Origin of the sequence: Psychromonas sp. MB-3u-54, assembly GCF_002836415.1 — a bacterium.
Taxonomy (GTDB): Bacteria; Pseudomonadota; Gammaproteobacteria; order Enterobacterales; family Psychromonadaceae; genus Psychromonas.
This window is the reverse complement of record NZ_PJBP01000116.1, coordinates 1-18,799: the sequence shown is the minus strand read 5'-3', so window position 1 is coordinate 18,799 and position 18,799 is coordinate 1. Positions and strand designations below refer to the sequence as shown.

Annotated in this window: 16 protein-coding genes and 1 tRNA gene; all 17 read left to right on the top strand. The window is 41.7% G+C overall.

Features of this window, described 5'->3' with window-relative positions:
- Nucleotides 1-21: 21 nt before the first annotated feature.
- The 17 genes from rlmE (at nucleotide 22) to pnp (ending at nucleotide 18,491) form a co-directional block, all read left to right on the top strand.
- A complete protein-coding gene (rlmE, locus tag CXF72_RS06175) occupies nucleotides 22-675 on the top strand; it encodes a 23S rRNA (uridine(2552)-2'-O)-methyltransferase RlmE (protein WP_101037772.1) in 654 nt (217 codons plus the stop codon).
- Nucleotides 676-838: 163 nt separating this feature from the next.
- Nucleotides 839-2,806: an ATP-dependent zinc metalloprotease FtsH gene (ftsH, locus tag CXF72_RS06170; RefSeq protein ID WP_101037770.1), complete on the top strand. Its 1,968-nt coding sequence runs from the start codon at nucleotides 839-841 to the stop codon at nucleotides 2,804-2,806.
- A gap of 78 nt (nucleotides 2,807-2,884) precedes the next feature.
- Nucleotides 2,885-3,718 (top strand): dihydropteroate synthase, encoded by an 834-nt coding sequence (gene folP, locus CXF72_RS06165; RefSeq protein ID WP_101037768.1) that lies wholly within the window; start codon nucleotides 2,885-2,887, stop codon nucleotides 3,716-3,718.
- A gap of 24 nt (nucleotides 3,719-3,742) precedes the next feature.
- Complete coding sequence (gene glmM / locus CXF72_RS06160; protein WP_101037766.1) at nucleotides 3,743-5,077, top strand: phosphoglucosamine mutase; 1,335 nt, start codon at nucleotides 3,743-3,745, stop codon at nucleotides 5,075-5,077.
- Between the two features lie 193 nt (nucleotides 5,078-5,270).
- Nucleotides 5,271-5,594, top strand: a complete 324-nt coding sequence (gene secG, locus CXF72_RS06155) for a preprotein translocase subunit SecG (protein WP_101037764.1) — start codon at nucleotides 5,271-5,273, stop codon at nucleotides 5,592-5,594.
- A 7-nt stretch (nucleotides 5,595-5,601) separates the two neighbouring features.
- Nucleotides 5,602-5,686: transfer RNA gene (locus CXF72_RS06150), tRNA-Leu, on the top strand.
- Nucleotides 5,687-6,072: 386 nt separating this feature from the next.
- Entirely contained in the window at nucleotides 6,073-6,534 is a 462-nt protein-coding gene (gene rimP, locus CXF72_RS06145; protein WP_101037762.1) for a ribosome maturation factor RimP, read from the top strand.
- An 11-nt stretch (nucleotides 6,535-6,545) separates the two neighbouring features.
- Nucleotides 6,546-8,045 (top strand): transcription termination factor NusA, encoded by a 1,500-nt coding sequence (gene nusA / locus CXF72_RS06140; protein WP_101037760.1) that lies wholly within the window; start codon nucleotides 6,546-6,548, stop codon nucleotides 8,043-8,045.
- Between the two features lie 22 nt (nucleotides 8,046-8,067).
- Entirely contained in the window at nucleotides 8,068-10,713 is a 2,646-nt protein-coding gene (gene infB, locus CXF72_RS06135) for a translation initiation factor IF-2 (protein ID WP_101037758.1), read from the top strand.
- A 94-nt stretch (nucleotides 10,714-10,807) separates the two neighbouring features.
- Nucleotides 10,808-11,209, top strand: coding sequence for a 30S ribosome-binding factor RbfA (gene rbfA / locus CXF72_RS06130; protein WP_101037757.1), 402 nt, complete (start codon nucleotides 10,808-10,810; stop codon nucleotides 11,207-11,209).
- Nucleotides 11,209-12,141 carry a tRNA pseudouridine(55) synthase TruB gene (truB, locus tag CXF72_RS06125; protein ID WP_101037755.1) on the top strand — a complete coding sequence of 311 codons (933 nt, stop codon included), beginning with the start codon at nucleotides 11,209-11,211 and terminating at the stop codon, nucleotides 12,139-12,141. The genes rbfA and truB overlap by 1 nt, the downstream gene beginning before the upstream one ends.
- Before the next feature lie 62 nt (nucleotides 12,142-12,203).
- Nucleotides 12,204-12,413, top strand: a complete 210-nt coding sequence (locus tag CXF72_RS06120; RefSeq protein ID WP_101037753.1) for a hypothetical protein — start codon at nucleotides 12,204-12,206, stop codon at nucleotides 12,411-12,413.
- Nucleotides 12,414-13,153: 740 nt separating this feature from the next.
- Nucleotides 13,154-14,113: an ABC transporter substrate-binding protein gene (locus CXF72_RS06115; protein WP_101037751.1), complete on the top strand. Its 960-nt coding sequence runs from the start codon at nucleotides 13,154-13,156 to the stop codon at nucleotides 14,111-14,113.
- 15 nt (nucleotides 14,114-14,128) lie between these two features.
- The gene (locus CXF72_RS06110) at nucleotides 14,129-15,031 is read left to right on the top strand and encodes an ABC transporter permease (RefSeq protein WP_101037749.1); all 903 of its coding nucleotides are present in this window, start codon (nucleotides 14,129-14,131) and stop codon (nucleotides 15,029-15,031) included.
- Nucleotides 15,028-15,831, top strand: coding sequence for an ABC transporter ATP-binding protein (locus CXF72_RS06105; RefSeq protein WP_101037747.1), 804 nt, complete (start codon nucleotides 15,028-15,030; stop codon nucleotides 15,829-15,831). Before CXF72_RS06110 ends, CXF72_RS06105 begins: the two co-directional genes overlap by 4 nt.
- 148 nt (nucleotides 15,832-15,979) lie before the next feature.
- Nucleotides 15,980-16,249 (top strand): 30S ribosomal protein S15, encoded by a 270-nt coding sequence (rpsO, locus tag CXF72_RS06100; protein WP_101037745.1) that lies wholly within the window; start codon nucleotides 15,980-15,982, stop codon nucleotides 16,247-16,249.
- Nucleotides 16,250-16,394: 145 nt separating this feature from the next.
- Nucleotides 16,395-18,491, top strand: coding sequence for a polyribonucleotide nucleotidyltransferase (gene pnp, locus CXF72_RS06095; protein ID WP_101037742.1), 2,097 nt, complete (start codon nucleotides 16,395-16,397; stop codon nucleotides 18,489-18,491).
- The last annotated feature ends 308 nt before the right edge of the window (nucleotides 18,492-18,799 follow it).

The following is an 18,799-nucleotide window of genomic DNA, read 5'->3' as shown; positions in this document are numbered from 1 at the left end:
TTAACGTTAAGGAATAAATTGATGGCACAAAAAGACCATCCGAACGGACCTAAAAAAAGTGCGTCGGCGAGCTCCAAGCGTTGGATGCATGAACATGTAAATGATTTTTATGTGAAAGAGGCGACTAAAAAGGGATTACGCTCCCGTGCTGTGTTCAAACTGGAAGAGATCAATAAAAAGGACAAATTGATTCGTTCCGGCATGACGGTTGTTGATTTAGGCGCTGCACCAGGAAGCTGGTCACAGTGGGCTGCAGATACTGTTGGTTTAAAGGGCAAAGTGATTGCCTGTGATATTCTACCAATGGATTCGATTGCAGGTGTTGATTTTTTGCAGGGAGATTTTCGAGAAGAAACGGTTGTAAATGCTTTGCTGGGCCGAATTGCAGGTCATAAAGTGGATGTGGTTCTCTCGGATATGTCGCCTAATATGACCGGCACAGTCGGTATTGATCAGCCTAAATCAATGTACCTTGTTGAGCTTGCCTTGGATATGTGCCGGGAAGTGTTAGTTAAAGATGGCAGTTTTGTCGTTAAAGTGTTTATGGGGAGTGAATTTGATCTATTTATGAGTGAAGCGCGTAAATGCTTTAAATCGGTGAAAACCCGCAAACCTGACTCATCTCGTTCAAGATCACGAGAAGTGTATGTTGTTGCAACGGGTTATAAAGAGTAACAATGATTACGGCTTGGTTTGTAAGACCATGTCAGTATTTAGTAACAATTATTTTGCGTGGTTAGACTCAGTAACAGAATGCGCTAAGTATATTACTAGCGACACTTTTTAAACTGTAGTAATCTATTATTATATTTATATTTATTAACAAGAGGTTTACATCTTGAATGATATGGCAAAAAACCTGATATTGTGGTTAGTCATCGCAGTAGTATTGATGTCTTTATTCCAAGGTTTTGGAAAAGACGATGCAAAACGGTCGCAAATAGACTACACCACATTCGTAAAGGAAATTAGCGGGGGACAAATCCAGCAAGTTCAAATTGACGGGGAAGTAGTCAAAGGGATTAGAAATAATCAATCTCCTTTTGTTACTTATATTCCATCACCGGATCTTGATCTGTTGAATGATTTAATTAAAAACAATGTACTGGTTGAAGGTACACCTCCGGAAGAAACAAGCTTTTTAACGTCTATTTTTGTTTCCTGGTTCCCGATGTTGTTATTAATCGGCGTCTGGGTTTTCTTCATGCGTAATATGCAGGGCGGCGGTAAAGGCGGCGCAATGTCATTTGGTAAAAGTAAAGCCAAGTTGATGGGCGAAGACCAAATCAAAACAACTTTCGCCGATGTGGCCGGTTGTGATGAAGCCAAAGAAGATGTTAAAGAATTAGTTGATTACTTAAAAGATTCAACCAAATTTCAAAAGTTAGGTGGCCGTATTCCAACGGGTGTATTACTTGTCGGACCTCCGGGAACAGGTAAAACACTGCTTGCAAAAGCCATTGCCGGTGAAGCTAAAGTGCCTTTCTTCTCCATTTCTGGTTCCGATTTTGTTGAAATGTTTGTTGGTGTTGGTGCATCCCGTGTACGTGACATGTTTGAGCAAGCTAAGAAATCAGCGCCTTGTATCATCTTTATTGATGAGATTGATGCCGTAGGTCGCCAACGTGGCGCAGGTATGGGCGGTGGTAATGATGAGCGTGAGCAGACCTTAAACCAAATGTTAGTTGAGCTGGATGGTTTTGAAGGTAATGAAGGTATTATTGTTGTTGCGGCAACTAACAGACCCGATGTACTTGATCCCGCGTTATTACGACCTGGCCGTTTCGATCGTCAAGTTGTTGTATCTTTACCCGATGTGCGTGGCAGAGAACAGATTTTAAATGTTCATATGCGTAAAATCCCTCTGGCTGATAATGTTAAAGCCAGTGTTTTAGCGCGTGGTACACCAGGGTTTTCCGGTGCGGATCTGGCCAATTTAGTGAATGAAGCGGCACTGTTTGCGGCACGCAGCAATAAGCGTACCGTCAATGCAGAAGATTTTGAACAGGCCCGTGACAAGATTCTAATGGGCGCTGAACGTCGCAGTTTAGTGATGACGGAAAGAGATAAAGAATCAACCGCTTATCATGAAGCCGGTCATGCCATTGTCGCTAAATTAGTGCCACAGCATCATCCGATTCATAAAGTGACTATTATCCCCCGCGGCCGATCATTAGGGGTTACGCAGTTTTTACCCGAGGGTGATCAGATCAGTCAAAATCGTACTGAACTCGAAAGCAGTATTTCAGTGGCTTACGGTGGACGTATCGCTGAAGAGCTTATTTATGGTCTTGATAAAGTGTCAACCGGCGCATCACAGGATATAAAACAAGCTTCTGCGATTGCTCGTGCGATGGTCACAGAATGGGGTTTCTCAGAGAAATTGGGCCCTATTTTATTAGCGGTGGATTCCAATACGTTACGATCTAATCTTCTTTCTCCTGAAACAGGAAGAATAATCGATGACGAAGTGAAATTCTTTATTGAAAAAAATTACGATCGGGCAGAAAAAATATTAACCGACAATATCGACATATTACATGCAATGAAAGATGCATTAATGAAATATGAAACAATTGATACGACTCAGGTTGATGATTTGATGGCGCGCGTTGAAGTTCGTCCACCGTCGGATTGGACAGAGGAAGATTCTGTTAAAGCAGATGTTAACGATAAACCGTCTGATATTGATCTTAGTAAAAAAGATAAAGCGTCTGATATCGATCTCAGTAAAGAAGATACAGCGTCTGAAGTCGACCTTACTAAAGAAGAAAAAACGTCCGAGGACGAAAAAGATAAAGAGTAATCTAAGCTGATTTACTTATAAATCATCAGTAAAAAACCTAAGCTTGCTTAGGTTTTTTTTTGGGTATAATGGAGTACTATGCAGTTAATAAGCGGCAGTAAAATTCTTGATTTAAAAGAGCCCAAGGTAATGGGGATTTTAAATGTAACGCCGGATTCTTTCTCCGATGGAGGCCGTTTTTCAAATATCGATAATGCCCTTAAGCAAGCTCAAAAAATGCTTGAGCAGGGTGCCAGTATTTTGGACATCGGTGGTGAGTCGACGCGCCCGGGGGCACTCGAGGTTAGCGAACAACAAGAGTTAGATCGTGTTATTCCGGTGATTGAAAAAATAAATCAGCATTTTGATTGCTGGATTTCGATTGATACAAGCAAAGCTAAGGTGATGCAGGCAGCGGTTAACGCCGGTGCCGATCTGATTAATGATGTTCGCGCACTGCGCGAAGATAATGCACTGGACGTTGCGGTTAAAGCTAATGTGCCCGTGTGTCTGATGCATATGCAGGGTCAGCCAAGAAGCATGCAAAGCGCCCCTGAATATGAAAATGTGATTGAAGAGGTAAAAACTTTTTTGTTACAACGCGCTGAAATTTGTATTAATGCCGGCATCAAAAAAGAAAACATTATTTTAGATTTAGGCTTTGGTTTTGGTAAGCAACTTCAGGATAATTATGAGTTGCTTGCTGCAACCGATCAATTTGTGAAGTTGAATTATCCTATTTTAACCGGCCTTTCCCGAAAATCGATGTTTGGGCAGCTGCTCAATCGTGATATAAATCACCGTCTCGCGGGCAGTCTTGCCGGGGCTTTAATTGCTCTGCAGCAGGGTTCGCAAATTATTCGTGTGCATGATGTTGAAGAAACCGTTGATGTTATTCAAGTATTACAAACATTAAATTCCTTTAAAAAATAAACTTATTAATAAAATGAGATAACGATGAAAAAAAAATATTTTGGTACCGATGGTATTCGCGGCAAAGTGGGTGCTTCTTTAATTACACCTGAATTTACTTTAAAACTCGGTTGGGCTGCAGGGCGCGTTCTTGCTAAATCGGGTTCAAAAAAAGTGCTGATCGGTAAAGATCCGCGTATTTCCGGATATATGTTAGAAGCCGCTTTAGAGGCCGGGCTTGCCGCAGCAGGTTTACGCCCGGTATTGGTGGGGCCTATGCCAACACCCGCCATTGCCTATTTAACTCAGACCTTTCGTGCCACCGCAGGCATCGTTATCAGTGCCTCGCACAATCCATATTATGATAATGGTATTAAATTCTTTTCCGCTCAAGGTACTAAGTTGTCAGAAGAGATTGAACTGGAAATCGAAGCTGAAATTGATAAAGAATTAAAATGTGTTGAGTCAAGTGAGTTAGGTAAAGCATACCGAATTGAAGATGCCGCGGGACGCTACATTGAGTTTTGTAAAAGTACATTTCCTTCAAAATATGACCTAAAAGGGTTAAAAGTGGTTGTCGATTGTGCCAATGGCGCCACTTATCATATTGCGCCTCTGGTCATTAGTGAACTGGGTGCTGATGTGATAGCGATGGGGGTTGAACCCGATGGCCTGAATATTAATTTAAACTGTGGTGCAACCAGCATGCAGGCCATTTCTGAGCGGGTGGTTAAAGAAAACGCGGACTTTGGTATTGCCTTTGATGGTGATGGTGACCGGGTGATGATGGTTGACCATACGGGATACGTTTTGGATGGTGATGAGCTGCTGTATATCATTGCCCGTGATAAATTACGCTCTGGTACTTTAAAGGGCGGCGCTGTCGGGACTAAAATGTCTAACTTAGGGCTGGAGCAGGCACTGAAAACATTAGGTATTCCCTTTGAACGTTCTGATGTGGGAGACCGCCATGTAATGGAACTGATGATTAAGAATAACTGGTGCATCGGCGCTGAAAACTCAGGCCATATAATATGTTCTGATTATCTGTCAACGGGTGATGGTATTGTGTCTGGATTACAGGTCATCAGAGCGATGCAAAGTAGTCGTATGAGATTATATGAATTACGTCAGGGCATAAAAAAATACCCGCAGATTTTACTCAATTTACGTTTTGATAATAAAATCGATCCATTACAGGATAATGATGTCCTTGCTGAAGCAAAACGTATTGAAACTTTACTCGGTGATAAAGGACGCGTTTTACTGCGTAAATCCGGTACTGAACCGGTATTTCGTATTATGGTTGAAGCGGATGAAAGTGAAAAAGTAGTGCGCAGTTATGCGAAATCAATTGCCGATAAAGTTAAGATTGAGTAAAGTAAAATAGTCAAAAATCAACTACTGAAATTGAGTGACTTTGTCTGAATTTTAAGCGGTCAAACGTTGACCCGTTTAAAATTAGAAAATAGTCTCTTTATTCTCTTGTGATTAGTCACTCTTTTCGGTAATATTCGACCGCTTCTGCGAACGAGCTCAATGATGTTTTTATAGTGAAATTAGGTATGTTTTTATGTATGAGATGCTGTTAGTTGTTTATTTAATTGTTGCAATAATCTTAATTGGATTTGTATTGATTCAACAAGGTAAGGGCGCGGGAATGGGTGCTTCATTTGGCTCTGGCTCTTCAAATACAGTATTTGGCGCAAGTGGTGCGAGTAATTTTATGACTCGTACAACGGCTATACTGGCTGTCGTGTTTTTTGGTTTAAGCCTAGTGTTAGGTAACCTTTCAACAAATAAAGTGACTGCAGACCAAGAATTCTCAAATCTTGAAATTGAAAATGTTATTGATGTCCCTGTTGAAAAAGATACATCGGGTGATATCCCAGAATAAAAAATAAGCGGATATGGTGGAATTGGTAGACACGTAGCCTTGAGGGGGCTATGACTTAGGTCGTGAGAGTTCAAGTCTCTCTATCCGCACCAATTAGTTACTCAAACTATTTAAGTGGTTTGTGAACAGTGTAAAGTGATTGCTTATAAATAACGGTTTGGTTATAATAAACCACCTTAATACGGGCAGAATAAGATTTAATTATTAACAAATATTATTCTGCTTCGTTGAAGATAGGCAATATTTTAGGTAAACCCTAAAATTACATTCGATATTGTATTTCCAATGACAATATCTTGTTCAATTTATTGAACAAAATGAATGAAGCTCCAATTTATTGGGGCTTTTTTGTTATTTACGAAGTGGAAATTTAATTTCTTGTATCGTGAAGTGACAATTTATGTTTGTTTTTAATAAACATAAGTTGTTAATTAATTAGGGCTGTATGCCCTTTTTTTGTTTCTGAAAGGGGATAAGTTTGGCAAGTTTAGAAGAACGTCTAACTGAGATGTTAGCACCAAGTGTTGAAGATCTTGGTTATGAATTAGTGGGTGTTGAGTATATTAGAGCAGGTAAACATTCAACCCTGCGTGTTTATATTGATCAAGATGAAGGTATTTTGGTGGATGACTGTGCCGCGGTAAGTCGGCAGGTTAGCGCAATTATGGATGTAGAAGATCCCATTACCAATGAATATACGCTTGAAGTTTCATCTCCAGGTATGAATCGTCCGCTATTTAAAGCGGAGCATTATCAAATTTTTGCCGGAGAAGAGGTGAAAATACAATTAAGAATGCCGATTCAAAACCGTCGTAGGTGGAAAGGTGTCATTGTTTCTGCCGAAGATGAAATTATTTGTCTCAAAGTAGAAGGCAGAGAAGAGCGGTTTTCATTGAGCAATATTCAAAAGGCGAATATTGTTCCAAAATTTGATAATTAAGGCGATTACAGATGAATAAAGAAATTTTACTTGTAGTAGAGGCGGTCTCTAATGAAAAAGGACTTCCGCGCGAAGCTATTTTTCAAGCTTTAGAAAGCGCACTAGCGATCGCAACTAAAAAGAAATACGAAAACGATATAGAAGTGCGTGTTGAGATAGACCGTGAAACGGGTCAATTTGATACTTTTCGTCGCTGGTTAGTGCTTGAGCCCGATGCTAAGATGGAAAACCCGTGTAAAGAAATGACTTTTGAGGCGGCTGAATATGAAACGCCGGAGATTAAAGTTGGCGACTATATAGAAGATGAAATTGAGTCGGTAACATTTGATCGAATCACCACACAAACTGCTAAACAAGTGATCGTACAAAAAGTACGCGAAGCAGAACGTGCTCAAGTTGTAGCGCAGTACGCCGAACAAGAAGGCGAGCTAATCACCGGTATTGTTAAGCGTATGAACCGCGATAATATTTTATTGGACTTAGGCGGTAACGCTGAAGCCGTTATCTTCCGTGATGAAATGTTACCCCGTGAAAATTTCCGTCCGGGCGATCGTCTGCGTGGCCTTTTATTTGCAGTACGACCTGAGGCGCGAGGCGCACAACTTTTCGTGACCCGTACCCAACCTGAAATGCTGATTGAGCTTTTCCGATTGGAAGTGCCTGAAATTGCAGAAGAGATGATTGATCTTATGGGTGCTGCCCGAGATCCTGGTTCGCGTGCAAAAATTGCTGTGAAATCAAATGATAAACGTATCGACCCCGTTGGTGCTTGTGTTGGTATGCGTGGTGCACGTGTACAAGCTGTTTCAAGCGAATTAGGTGGCGAGCGTGTTGATATTATTTTGTGGGATGAAAATCCTGCGCAATATGCCATTAACGCCATGTCACCTGCTGATGTTGTCTCCGTTGTGGTTGATGAAGACTCTAACAGTATGGATATTGCTGTTGAAGAAGATAATTTAGCACAAGCTATCGGGCGCAATGGTCAAAATGTACGTCTGGCATCTCAGCTTACGGGCTGGGAACTTAATGTCATGACCGTCGTGCAATTGCGTGAAAAACATCAGGCTGAGGCTGCGAGCGTGATCAGTGTCTTTACTGAAGCACTTGAGATTGACGAAGAGTTCGCTGCTGTTTTAGTGGAAGAGGGCTTCAGTTCATTAGAAGAAATCGCTTATGTACCTCTGAATGAATTGTTAGAAATTGAGGGCTTAGATGAAGCGCTTATTGAAGAGTTACGTGCTCGTGCGAAAGACTTTTTAGCCACTAAAGCACTGGTAGATGAAGAGAGCCTAGAAGATACAAAACCAGCAGATGATCTTCTAGCGCTTGAGGGTTTAGAGGGTCATTTAGCCTATGTGCTAGCAAGTAAAGGTATTATTACCCTTGAAAATCTTGCCGAGCAGGCTGTTGATGATTTACTTGAAATTGAAGAACTAAACGAAGCAAAAGCAGGGGAGCTGATCATGGCTGCTCGTAACATCTGTTGGTTCAGTGAAGACGCTGAATAAGCATCAGATAGGAGAAATAATAATGTCAGATATGTCACTTAAAGATCTAGCCAAAGATTTAAATAAATCAGAAGAAGTTTTAGTTAAACAGTTCGCGGATGCCGGTATCAAAAAAACAGCATCAGATAAGGTCAGCCTAACAGAAAAACAAACGTTAACTTCCTTTTTGCAAAAGCAACATGGTGGTGAATCGAAAACCAAAATGACTTTGCAACGTAAGACCAAAAGCACGCTAAATGTAAAAGGTTCTACGGGACAGGCTAAAGCCGTACAAGTTGAAGTGCGTAAGAAACGCACTTACGTGAAACGCAGCGACAGCGAAAATCAAGAAACTCAAGCAGCTGAGTTAGCAGATCAACAAGCTGAAAATGCTAAATTAGAAGCAGAAATTGAAGCTAAAAAATTACTCGTTGAAAAAGCACAAGCAGAAAAGCTAGTTGCTAAAAAAGAAGCTGACGAAAAAGCTAAAAAAGCAGCTGCTGCTAATAAAGAAAAACAGACGGCCGTTAAATCTGAAAAAACAGCAGAGCAAATAGCGTCAGAAAAAGAAGCTGCTGCATTATTGAAAAAAGCGGATCAGGAAGCATCGGTTAAAGCTGAGAAAGAAACTGCGCAGCAAGCAGCAGAGGCGAAAAAACTCGTTGAAGAAAACTCTGCACGCTGGGCTGAAGAAGAAGTGACACGTAAAAAAGCAGCGGAAGGTGGGGATTACCATATAACCTCATCAAAAGAAGCGCAAGCAGCGGAAGATGTCCTAGACTCTAAAGCCGAAGGACCTTCTCGTCGCAAGAAGAAGAAAAAAGCACCTGTAGAAGAAAAATTTCAAGGTCGTCGTTCACGTCGCGGTAAAAAACAACGTCCATCCACACCTTCAGCTTTACAACAGGCATTTGAAAAACCAGCTGCGCCTGTAGAGCGAAATGTGAGAATCGGTGAAACTATTACGGTTGCTGAACTTGCTAATAAAATGGCAGTTAAAGCGACTGAAGTGATTAAAGCGATGATGAAAATGGGGGCTATGGCCACCATTAACCAGGTCATTGACCAGGAAACAGCAACAATTGTTGCTGAAGAGATGGGCCACAAAGTTATTCTAACCAAAGAAAATGAGTTAGAAGAAGCAGTAATGGCTGAGGCGCAACAACAAGGCGGCGACCGAACTTCTCGCGCACCTGTTGTGACTATCATGGGTCACGTTGATCACGGTAAAACGTCATTACTTGATTACATTCGTCGTGCCAAAGTGGCTGACGGAGAAGCGGGTGGTATCACCCAGCATATCGGTGCTTACCATGTAGAAACTGATAAAGGAATGATCTCCTTTTTAGACACGCCAGGACACGCGGCCTTTACGTCAATGCGTTCTCGTGGTGCTAAGGCGACGGATATCGTTGTATTAGTTGTCGCTGCCGATGATGGTGTTATGCCGCAAACGATTGAAGCAATTCAACATGCTAAAGCTGCTAAAGTTCCGCTGATTGTTGCTGTCAACAAAATCGATAAAGAAGGCGCTGATTTCGACCGAGTTAAAAGCGAACTTTCTCAGCACAATATCATTTCTGAAGAATGGGGTGGCGAGAACATTTTCACTTACGTTTCGGCGAAAGAGGGTACCGGTGTTGATGGACTACTAGAAAGCATTCTTCTACAATCTGAAATGTTAGATTTGTCAGCAGTTGCAAAAGGTCCTGCAGCAGGTGTCGTCATCGAATCTCGTCTTGATAAAGGTCGCGGTCCGGTTGCTTCTATCCTTGTGCAGCACGGTGAATTGAAGCTTGGCGATATTCTTCTATGTGGTCTTGAATACGGTCGTGTTCGTGCCATGCGTGATGAGAATGGTCAACCTATTGAAGTAGCTGGCCCATCTATCCCTGTAGAAGTATTAGGTCTATCGGGTGTGCCAATGGCAGGTGATGAAGCAACTGTTGTTAAAGATGAGAAAAAAGCGCGTGAAGTTGCTTTATATCGTCAGGGTAAATTCCGTGATATCAAACTCGCTCGTCAACAAAAAGCGAAACTTGATAACATGTTTGCCAATATGGAAGCGGGTGAAGTTTCAGAATTGAATATCGTGCTTAAAGCGGATGTTCAAGGTTCACTAGAAGCTATCTGCGAATCATTACACAAACTATCAACGGATGAAGTTAAAGTTAATATCATCGGTCGTGGTGTTGGTGGTATTACTGAAACAGATGCTTCTTTAGCCTCTGCTTCTGGTGCAATTGTTATCGGCTTTAACGTACGTGCGGATGCATCTGCTCGTAAACTTATCGAGAACGAGGGCGTTGATCTTCACTACTACAGCATCATTTATGGTCTAATTGATGAAGTACGTGCAGCAATGAGTGGTTTATTAGCACCTGAATATAGACAGGAAATCACGGGTATTGCAGACGTTCGCGAAGTCTTTAAATCTCCTAAAATTGGCGCAATTGCTGGTTGTATGGTGACCGAAGGTACTATCAAACGTAATAATCCTATCCGTGTTTTACGTGAAAATATAGTGATTTACGAAGGTGTACTTGAGTCTTTACGCCGTTTTAGAGACGACCTAAGCGAAGTGCGTAATGGCATGGAATGTGGTATCGGTGTTAAGAACTATAATGATGTACGTGTCGGCGATCAAATAGAAGTATTTGAAACCATTGAGATTAAAAGAACGTTATAATCTCAAAGCGGCCTTAACGTAAAGAATGGAGGCCTAAGGCCTCCATTCTTATTTCTAACGAATAATCATCAGCGTGCTGATGAAGGAGTAATAAATGGCAAAAGAATACAGCCGAACTTCCCGAGTATCTCAGCAGATTCAAAAAGAACTTGCGCGTATATTACAGCAGGAAGTTAAGGATCCGCGCATTGGAATGGTTACCATCTCCGGCGTAGATGTCACTCGAGATCTTGCTTACGCAAAAGTATTTGTTACCTTTTTAACCGTTGGTGACCAAACTAATGATGAGTCTCTTGAGGGATTGAACGCGGCAGCGGGATATATTCGCCGCTTATTAGGCAAGGCGATGCGTTTACGTATTGTGCCTGAGGTTCGCTTTACATTTGACAGTACACTAACCGAAGGTTTGCGTATTTCAGAACTAGTGAGCGGAGCGGTAAAAGTTGATCAGACTAAATTAGCTGCGTCAGGTAGAACGGAAGAGGACGAGGACTAATGGCAAGACGGGGAAAGGGGCGTTCAATAAACGGTATTATTTTATTGGATAAACCCACAGACATCAGCTCAAACCATGCATTACAACGTGTTAAGCGTATTTTCTTTGCTAATAAAGCGGGGCATACGGGTGCGTTAGATCCACTTGCTACGGGAATGCTGCCCGTTTGTTTAGGTGAAGCGACCAAATTTTCTCAGTTTTTGCTCGATTCAGATAAACGTTATATCGTCACTGCAACCTTAGGTGTACGGACGACCACCAGTGATTCTCAGGGTGATGTCGTTAGCGAGCGTCCGGTTGTTGTTACTCAAGCGCAGCTCGATCAGGCACTGGACACTTTCCGCGGTGATATTATGCAGGTACCGTCGATGTTTTCTGCATTAAAACATAAAGGCCAGCCCCTTTATAAATATGCGCGTGAAGGTATTACTATTGATCGCGAAGCACGACCTATTACTGTTTATGAAATCAACCAATTACGCTTTGAAGGTAATGAAGTAGAGTTAGATATTCACGTTAGTAAAGGGACTTATATTCGTACTATCGTTGATGATCTTGGTGAGTTGTTAGGCTGTGGTGCCCATGTTTCGGTGTTACGCCGTACGCAGGTTGCCGATTATCCATACGATAAAATGGTCACTATCGAACAACTAGAAGCATTGATTGAGCAGGCAAAAGAGTCTGATATCAGCCCCTATGATTTATTAGATCCGCTGTTACTTGATATGGATACTGCAGTAAAAAACTACCCGGAAGTTAATATTTCGAATGAGATGGGCGAATATGTCCTGCATGGTCAACCGGTACAAGTTTTTGGTGCACCCGATAATACCATCCTTAGGATCACCGTTGGTGAGGCGCATACTTTTATTGGTGTTGGTAAAATGAACGAAGCAGGTTTAATTGCCCCAACCCGTTTAGCTAACTTGTAAGTAAAAGAAAGCTGCGAGTCGCGAGTGGCGAACTTCGTAGCTGTCAGAGCGAGATAACAATCATGACCAAATTAGACTTTTCTCAGATCAACAAAAATGCAGCTGACTCATTTAATGAGCAGCGTAATATTATAAAAAAAATAGGCAGAGGTGATACTGTTCTTTGTCCAACCTGCCAACAACCTTTTAAATTAAGTGTTTCGCTGTTAGGAAAAAGTGGCCTTAGTTGCGAGAAAGGTTGTACAAATATAGCCCTGGAATTAGAGCTGTAATAACAATCTGAAGATAGGCAATAACTACCTGCTATACAACTGAAATTGTACAGCAGCCTGCGTGATAACTGATAACAACAGAAATGAAATAGTTAACTGCATAAAAAAATGAAAATACTGATTTAAAACCATCGATTTAGTGTTTACGGCTGTTTTTAATGTGAGCACTTAAGTGTTTATTCTGGTCCTAATCAATCTAATCTAAATTAGCCGGCACTTCCCCTGCAAAATGTCGATAATACCAAACGCATTAATAAAGTGATCCGATTTACTATTTAAAATTGTTCATTAATTTAATGGCTGTTTTATTGGTACGCCAACTAGCACGAACTATGACAATAAACGCATAGCTCGTAGGGTGTCTGCTCAGATACTAAGCTGTCGCTTATTCGCTGCACCGATTGTCGCTGCCCTAGTCTTCATCAATCCATCTAATCTAAATTATCCGGCACTACAGTCTACTCTGCAAACCTTAGTGTAAGGTGCTGATCTAAAAAATCACGATTGTTAATGGTTATTATAAGCATTCACTTCCCCTGTAAAATGTCGATACCACCACGTGAAAAGTTGTCTGGCGAGGAACAAAGTTATCGCTAATACATTTTAGAAATAGTGTTTTTACTTTATTGAGTTTTGCTGATAAAGTTAGCTGTTATCTAAGAGATAGACTTTCTTAGTGCCCCTCAATCGTTTTACTATGAAAATAAAATAATAGTAAATTTATTACAAAGGATCATAATATGAATCTAAATTCGGTATTAAAAGCAATCGCATTATCAACCGTTGTTTTGTGTACTAGTTTGTACGCTAAACCCGTTTATGTTGCGACTACTGCGATTGTCGAGCACCCTGCACTTGATGCTGTTCGCGATGGTATTAAAGAAGTGCTTAATGAAAATGGTTACACAGGTGATCAACTGAAATTTACCTATGAGAGTGCGCAAGGGCAACCCGCTATCGCGGCTCAAATTGCACGTAAAATGGTCGGTGATGCACCCGATGTTATTGTGGCTATTGCGACACCTTCAGCACAAGCGGCAGTAAGCGCGAGTCGAGGTGTTCCCGTGGTATTTTCCGCTGTAACCGATCCTATCGGTGCCAAGCTTGTGCCGAGCTTAATTCAACCTGGTGGCAATGTCACTGGCTTATCAGATATGGTCAACGTGAAACAACACCTTGCTTTGATTAAAGAATTTCTTCCTAATCTAAAAACAGTCGGTGTGCCGTATAATCCGGGTGAAGCTAACTCGGTCGCAATAGTGGATGCCTTAAAAGAAGCCGCTAACGAGATGGGTATTACGATTGTTGAATCTCCTGCGCCTAAATCATCCGATGTAATGATTGCCAGTAAGCAACTGATAGGTAAAGTCGATGCTATTTACTGCCCGACAGATAATACTATTATTAGTGCTTTTGAAGCGGTTGTAAAAGTTGGAATAGATGCTCAAGTCCCGGTTTTTGCTGCTGATACAGGTTCGGTTGAACGTGGTGCTGTGGCTGCCGTTGGTTATGATTATGGCGATCTAGGCCGTCAAACCGGTGATATCGTGGTACGTATTCTAAAAGGTGAAAACCCCGGGGATATTGACGTGAAAATGGCCGAGGGAACTAATCTTTTTGTTAACACTAGTATGGCCGCTAAAATGGGCGTAAAAGTGCCTGCTGATGTGCTTCGACGAGCAACCCAAATCATTAAATAATAAGTAGTTATTAATATGTCACTTTATGCTTTTTTAGGCACATTAGAAATCGGCCTTATCTATGGCTTAGTTGCTATCGGGGTCTATCTTACTTTTCGGATTTTAGATTTCCCAGACCTTACGGTTGACGGCAGCTTCACGCTTGGCGCTGCTGTTGCCGCGACTTTAATTGTTACAGGTCAAAACCCGTATTTAGCAACCTTGTTAGGAACGCTTGCGGCATCTTGCGCCGGTTTAGTTACCGCATGGTTAAATCTGCGTTTTAATATTTTGCATTTACTGGCCAGCATACTGACCATGACTGCTCTGTATACCATCAATTTGCGGGTGATGGGGAAACCTAATGTTGCTCTAATTATGGAGCCAACTGTCCTTTCGCCTTTTGAGGGCTTAGGTTTGCCGGACATGTATATGAAGGTTATCTTTGTAGCTGTCTGCGCTATTGTTGGCGGATTGTTGGTCGCCTGGTTTTTACGCACCCAATATGGTTTGGCGATGCGCTCGGTCGGCTCTAATAAACGCATGGCGCAAGCTAACGGTATAGTCGTGACTGAGAAAGTCTATGTCGGTTTAGCGCTGTCTAATGGTTTGGTCGGACTTGCCGGCGCGCTGTTTGCCCAAACTAATGGTTTTGCCGATTCAACTATGGGTATAGGCACTATAGTGGTAGGTTTAGCGGCTGTTATTATCGGTGAATCTCTATTGGCGAGTCGTTCGATGCTGGTCATTGTAATGAGCTGTATCGTCGGTTCTGTTTTATATCGTTTTGCCGTATCAATGGCTTTGAATGCGGATTTTTTAGGTTTTCAAGCCTCAGATTTAAACTTGATTACCGCTGTATTGGTGGCTCTTGCATTAGTGTTTCCTAAATTACGTAATGAATGGAAAGCGAAACGCGCCATCAAGGAGCAAATATGATCCGTTGTGAAAACTTACACGTCACCTTTAATCGTGGACTACCAACAGAAAAACTCGCATTACAGGGGATTGATCTTACTATCCCGTCGGGTGAGTTTGTGACTGTGATAGGCTCTAACGGTGCAGGAAAATCTACCTTACTCAATACCATTGCCGGTGATATAAAATCAACTCAAGGTAAAATTTATTTTGATGATCGTGATGTAACTAAGTTGCCTGCAACTCGCCGTACTAAGGATATTGCTCGTGTTTTTCAAGATCCCTTAGCGGGAACCTGTGGTAACTTAACCGTTGAAGAGAATATGTCACTTGCCTATGGGCGGGGAAAGCGCGGGACACTCGCATCTGCTCTAAACAATAAATTACGCAAGGTGTTTAAGGAGCAGTTAAGTCGATTAAATCTCGGTCTGGAAGATCGTCTGGACAGCGAAATGGGACTTTTGTCGGGCGGACAACGGCAATCCGTCAGCTTACTGATGTCGGCATTACAGCCAAGCAGCATCTTGCTGCTGGATGAACATACCGCCGCGCTGGATCCAAAAACGGCCGCCTTAATTTTGGATATCTCATCACAAATTATTAAAGAAAAACAATTAACGGTGATGATGGTGACCCATTCTATGCGTCAGGCTTTAGATCATGGATCGCGTACTATTATGCTTCATGAAGGTAAGATTATTTTTGATTTGGCCAGCAAAGAGCGTGCTAATTACCAAGTTAAAGATCTGCTTAATCTATTTGCTCAAGCACGCACCGATGGTGCCGAGTTAGACGACGATAAATTATTATTAGGCGGATAATCATTTTAAATAAAATTTACGGCGAATAAGTATTGCTTAATGCTCCAATCCTCCGTAAAATTCGCCGTTCACTTTGTCGCTGAATTAGTGATCGGCGGTAATAATTTAAATCGGTTATACACATAACCATAAAATATCGGAGTATGTTATGTCACTAAGTGCAGAACAGAAAGCTGAGATTGTAGCTAAATTTGGTCGTTCAGAAGGCGATACTGGTTCTTCAGAAGTACAAGTTGCTTTATACACATCACAAATTGACCACCTTCAAGGTCACTTTAAAGAGCACATCCATGATCACCACAGCCGTCGTGGTCTACTGCGCATGGTAAGTCAACGTCGTAAATTACTTGACTACTTAAAGCGTAAAGATGTTGCTGCTTACACAGCATTAATCACTGAATTAGGTCTACGTCGTTAATTTCGGCTTAAACATAATTTAAAAAAAGAGCCTAACGGCTCTTTTTTTGTTTCTACAGATTAAAAAATGTTTAATATGCAATCGTTGACGTATACTGTCGGCGCGATAAAAAGCACAAGAATATAAATTTATTAAAGGAAAAAAAATGACTCCTATTGTTAAAAGTTTTCAGTATGGCGAACATACTGTCACTCTAGAAACGGGCGTAATGGCTCGTCAGGCAACTGCTGCTGTAATGTGTAGTATGGACGATACCTGTGTATTCGTTTCTGTTGTTGGTAAAAACGCCGATGATCAAGTGCGTGATTTCTTCCCTCTTACGGTAAACTACCAGGAAAAAACCTATGCTGCGGGTAAAATCCCCGGTGGTTTCTTCAAACGTGAAGGCCGTCCAAGCGAAGACGAAACACTGATTGCACGTCTTATTGACCGTCCAGTTCGTCCTCTATTTCCAGCAGGTTTCAAAAACGAAGTACAAGTGATTGCAACTGTTGTATCGATCAATCCTGAAGTTAACCCAGATATCGTGGCAATGATTGCTACATCTGCGGCGCTTTCTATCTCAGGTATGCCTTTCAAGGGTCCTATCGGTTGTGCGCGTGTTGGTTATAAAGAAGGTCAATACCTGCTTAACCCAACTAAAACTGAACTAGAAACAAGTGATCTTAACCTTGTTGTATCTGGTACAGATAACGCAGTCTTAATGGTTGAATCTGAAGCTGCTATCCTAAGCGAAGACGTTATGCTTGGTGCGGTTGTATTTGGTCACGATCAGCAACAAGTGGTTGTTGAATCAATTAAAGAATTCGCCAGCGATGTTGCTCGTCCAGCATGGGATTGGGCTGCTCCTGCACGTAATGAAGCATTAGATGCAGCGATTGCAACTGAAGCACAAGCGCGTTTTGAACAAGCTTACCAGATCGGTGATAAAGGCGAACGTTACGATGCCATTAAAGCTATCACCTCTGAAGTTAAAGAAAAATTATTAGCGTCTGACGAAACATTAGCAGCTAAGCAAGTCGGTGAATACTTACACGATTTAGAAAAAACAGTTGTACGTACGCGCATCATTAAAGGTGAGCCTCGTATCGATGGTCGAGATCCTGAAAGCATTCGTGCATTAGATGTCCGTACCGGTGTATTACCCCGTACTCACGGCAGTGCATTGTTTACTCGTGGTGAAACTCAAGCATTAGTAACAGCGACGCTTGGTACACAGCGTGATGCGCAAATCATCGACAGCATAATGGGTGAGAAGAAAGATAACTTCTTATTACATTACAACTTCCCTCCATACTGTGTAGGCGAAACTGGCTTTGTTGGCTCTCCTAAACGTCGTGAGATTGGCCATGGTCGTCTTGCTAAACGTGGTGTTTTGGCTGTTATGCCTTCACTTGAAGAATTTCCGTATACAGTACGTGTTGTATCAGAAATCACTGAATCAAATGGTTCATCTTCTATGGCTTCTGTTTGTGGTGCATCTCTGGCATTGATGGATGCGGGTGTTCCTCTTAAAGCTTCTGTTGCGGGAATCGCGATGGGTCTTGTAAAAGAAGGCGAAGAGTTTGTTGTTCTTTCTGATATTCTAGGTGATGAAGATCATCTTGGTGATATGGACTTTAAAGTTGCTGGTACTACAGCAGGTATTACTGCACTACAGATGGACATCAAAATTGAAGGAATCACGCGTGAAATCATGCAGATTGCTTTAAACCAGGCAAAAGCTGCACGTTTGCACATTTTGACTGTAATGGACCAAGCACTGCCACAAGGTCGCGCTGATATTTCTCAATTCGCACCACGTATTCATACTATCAAAATCAACACTGATAAAATCCGTGATGTTATTGGTAAAGGCGGCGCGGTTATCCGCTCTCTATGTGAAGAAACCGGTACTACAATTGAAATCGAAGATGACGGTACTGTTAAAATTGCAGCGACCTCTGGCGAACAAGCTGATGATGCAATTAACCGCATTAAAGCACTCACAGCTGAAGTTGAAGTAGGTACTATCTACACAGGCAAAGTTGTACGTTTAGCCGATTTCGGTGCGTTTGTTAATATCCTTCCTGGCAAAGATGGTCTAGTACATATCTCGCAAATTTGTGAAGAGCGTGTACAGAAAGTTTCTGATCACCTTAAAGAAGGTCAAGAAGTGAAAGTTAAAGTATTAGAAGTTGATCGCCAGGGCCGTGTGCGCTTAAGCATCAAAGAAGCTGCTGAAAAAACAGCCGCTGAATAATACTCTGATTCACAAAATATAAAGTAATGGCTGCGGTCATTGACTCAAAAAAAGGAAGCTGCGGCTTCCTTTTTTTATATCTGTCGATTTATCTCTAAACCACATAGTAAAAAATCATTCCATTCCTGCAGAAAACCTTCGAAGCCTAACTGATACCAATCCGCATAAATATCTGACCTATCTTACTTGTTAAAATTAACGCTAGCTTCGTTGTTTTCAATCCCAATAGCCAGCTATTGCTCAATCAAACGTCTTGCTATCATTATTTTTTCCTGCGCAATTTTAGACCATTTACTTATGTGGATTGG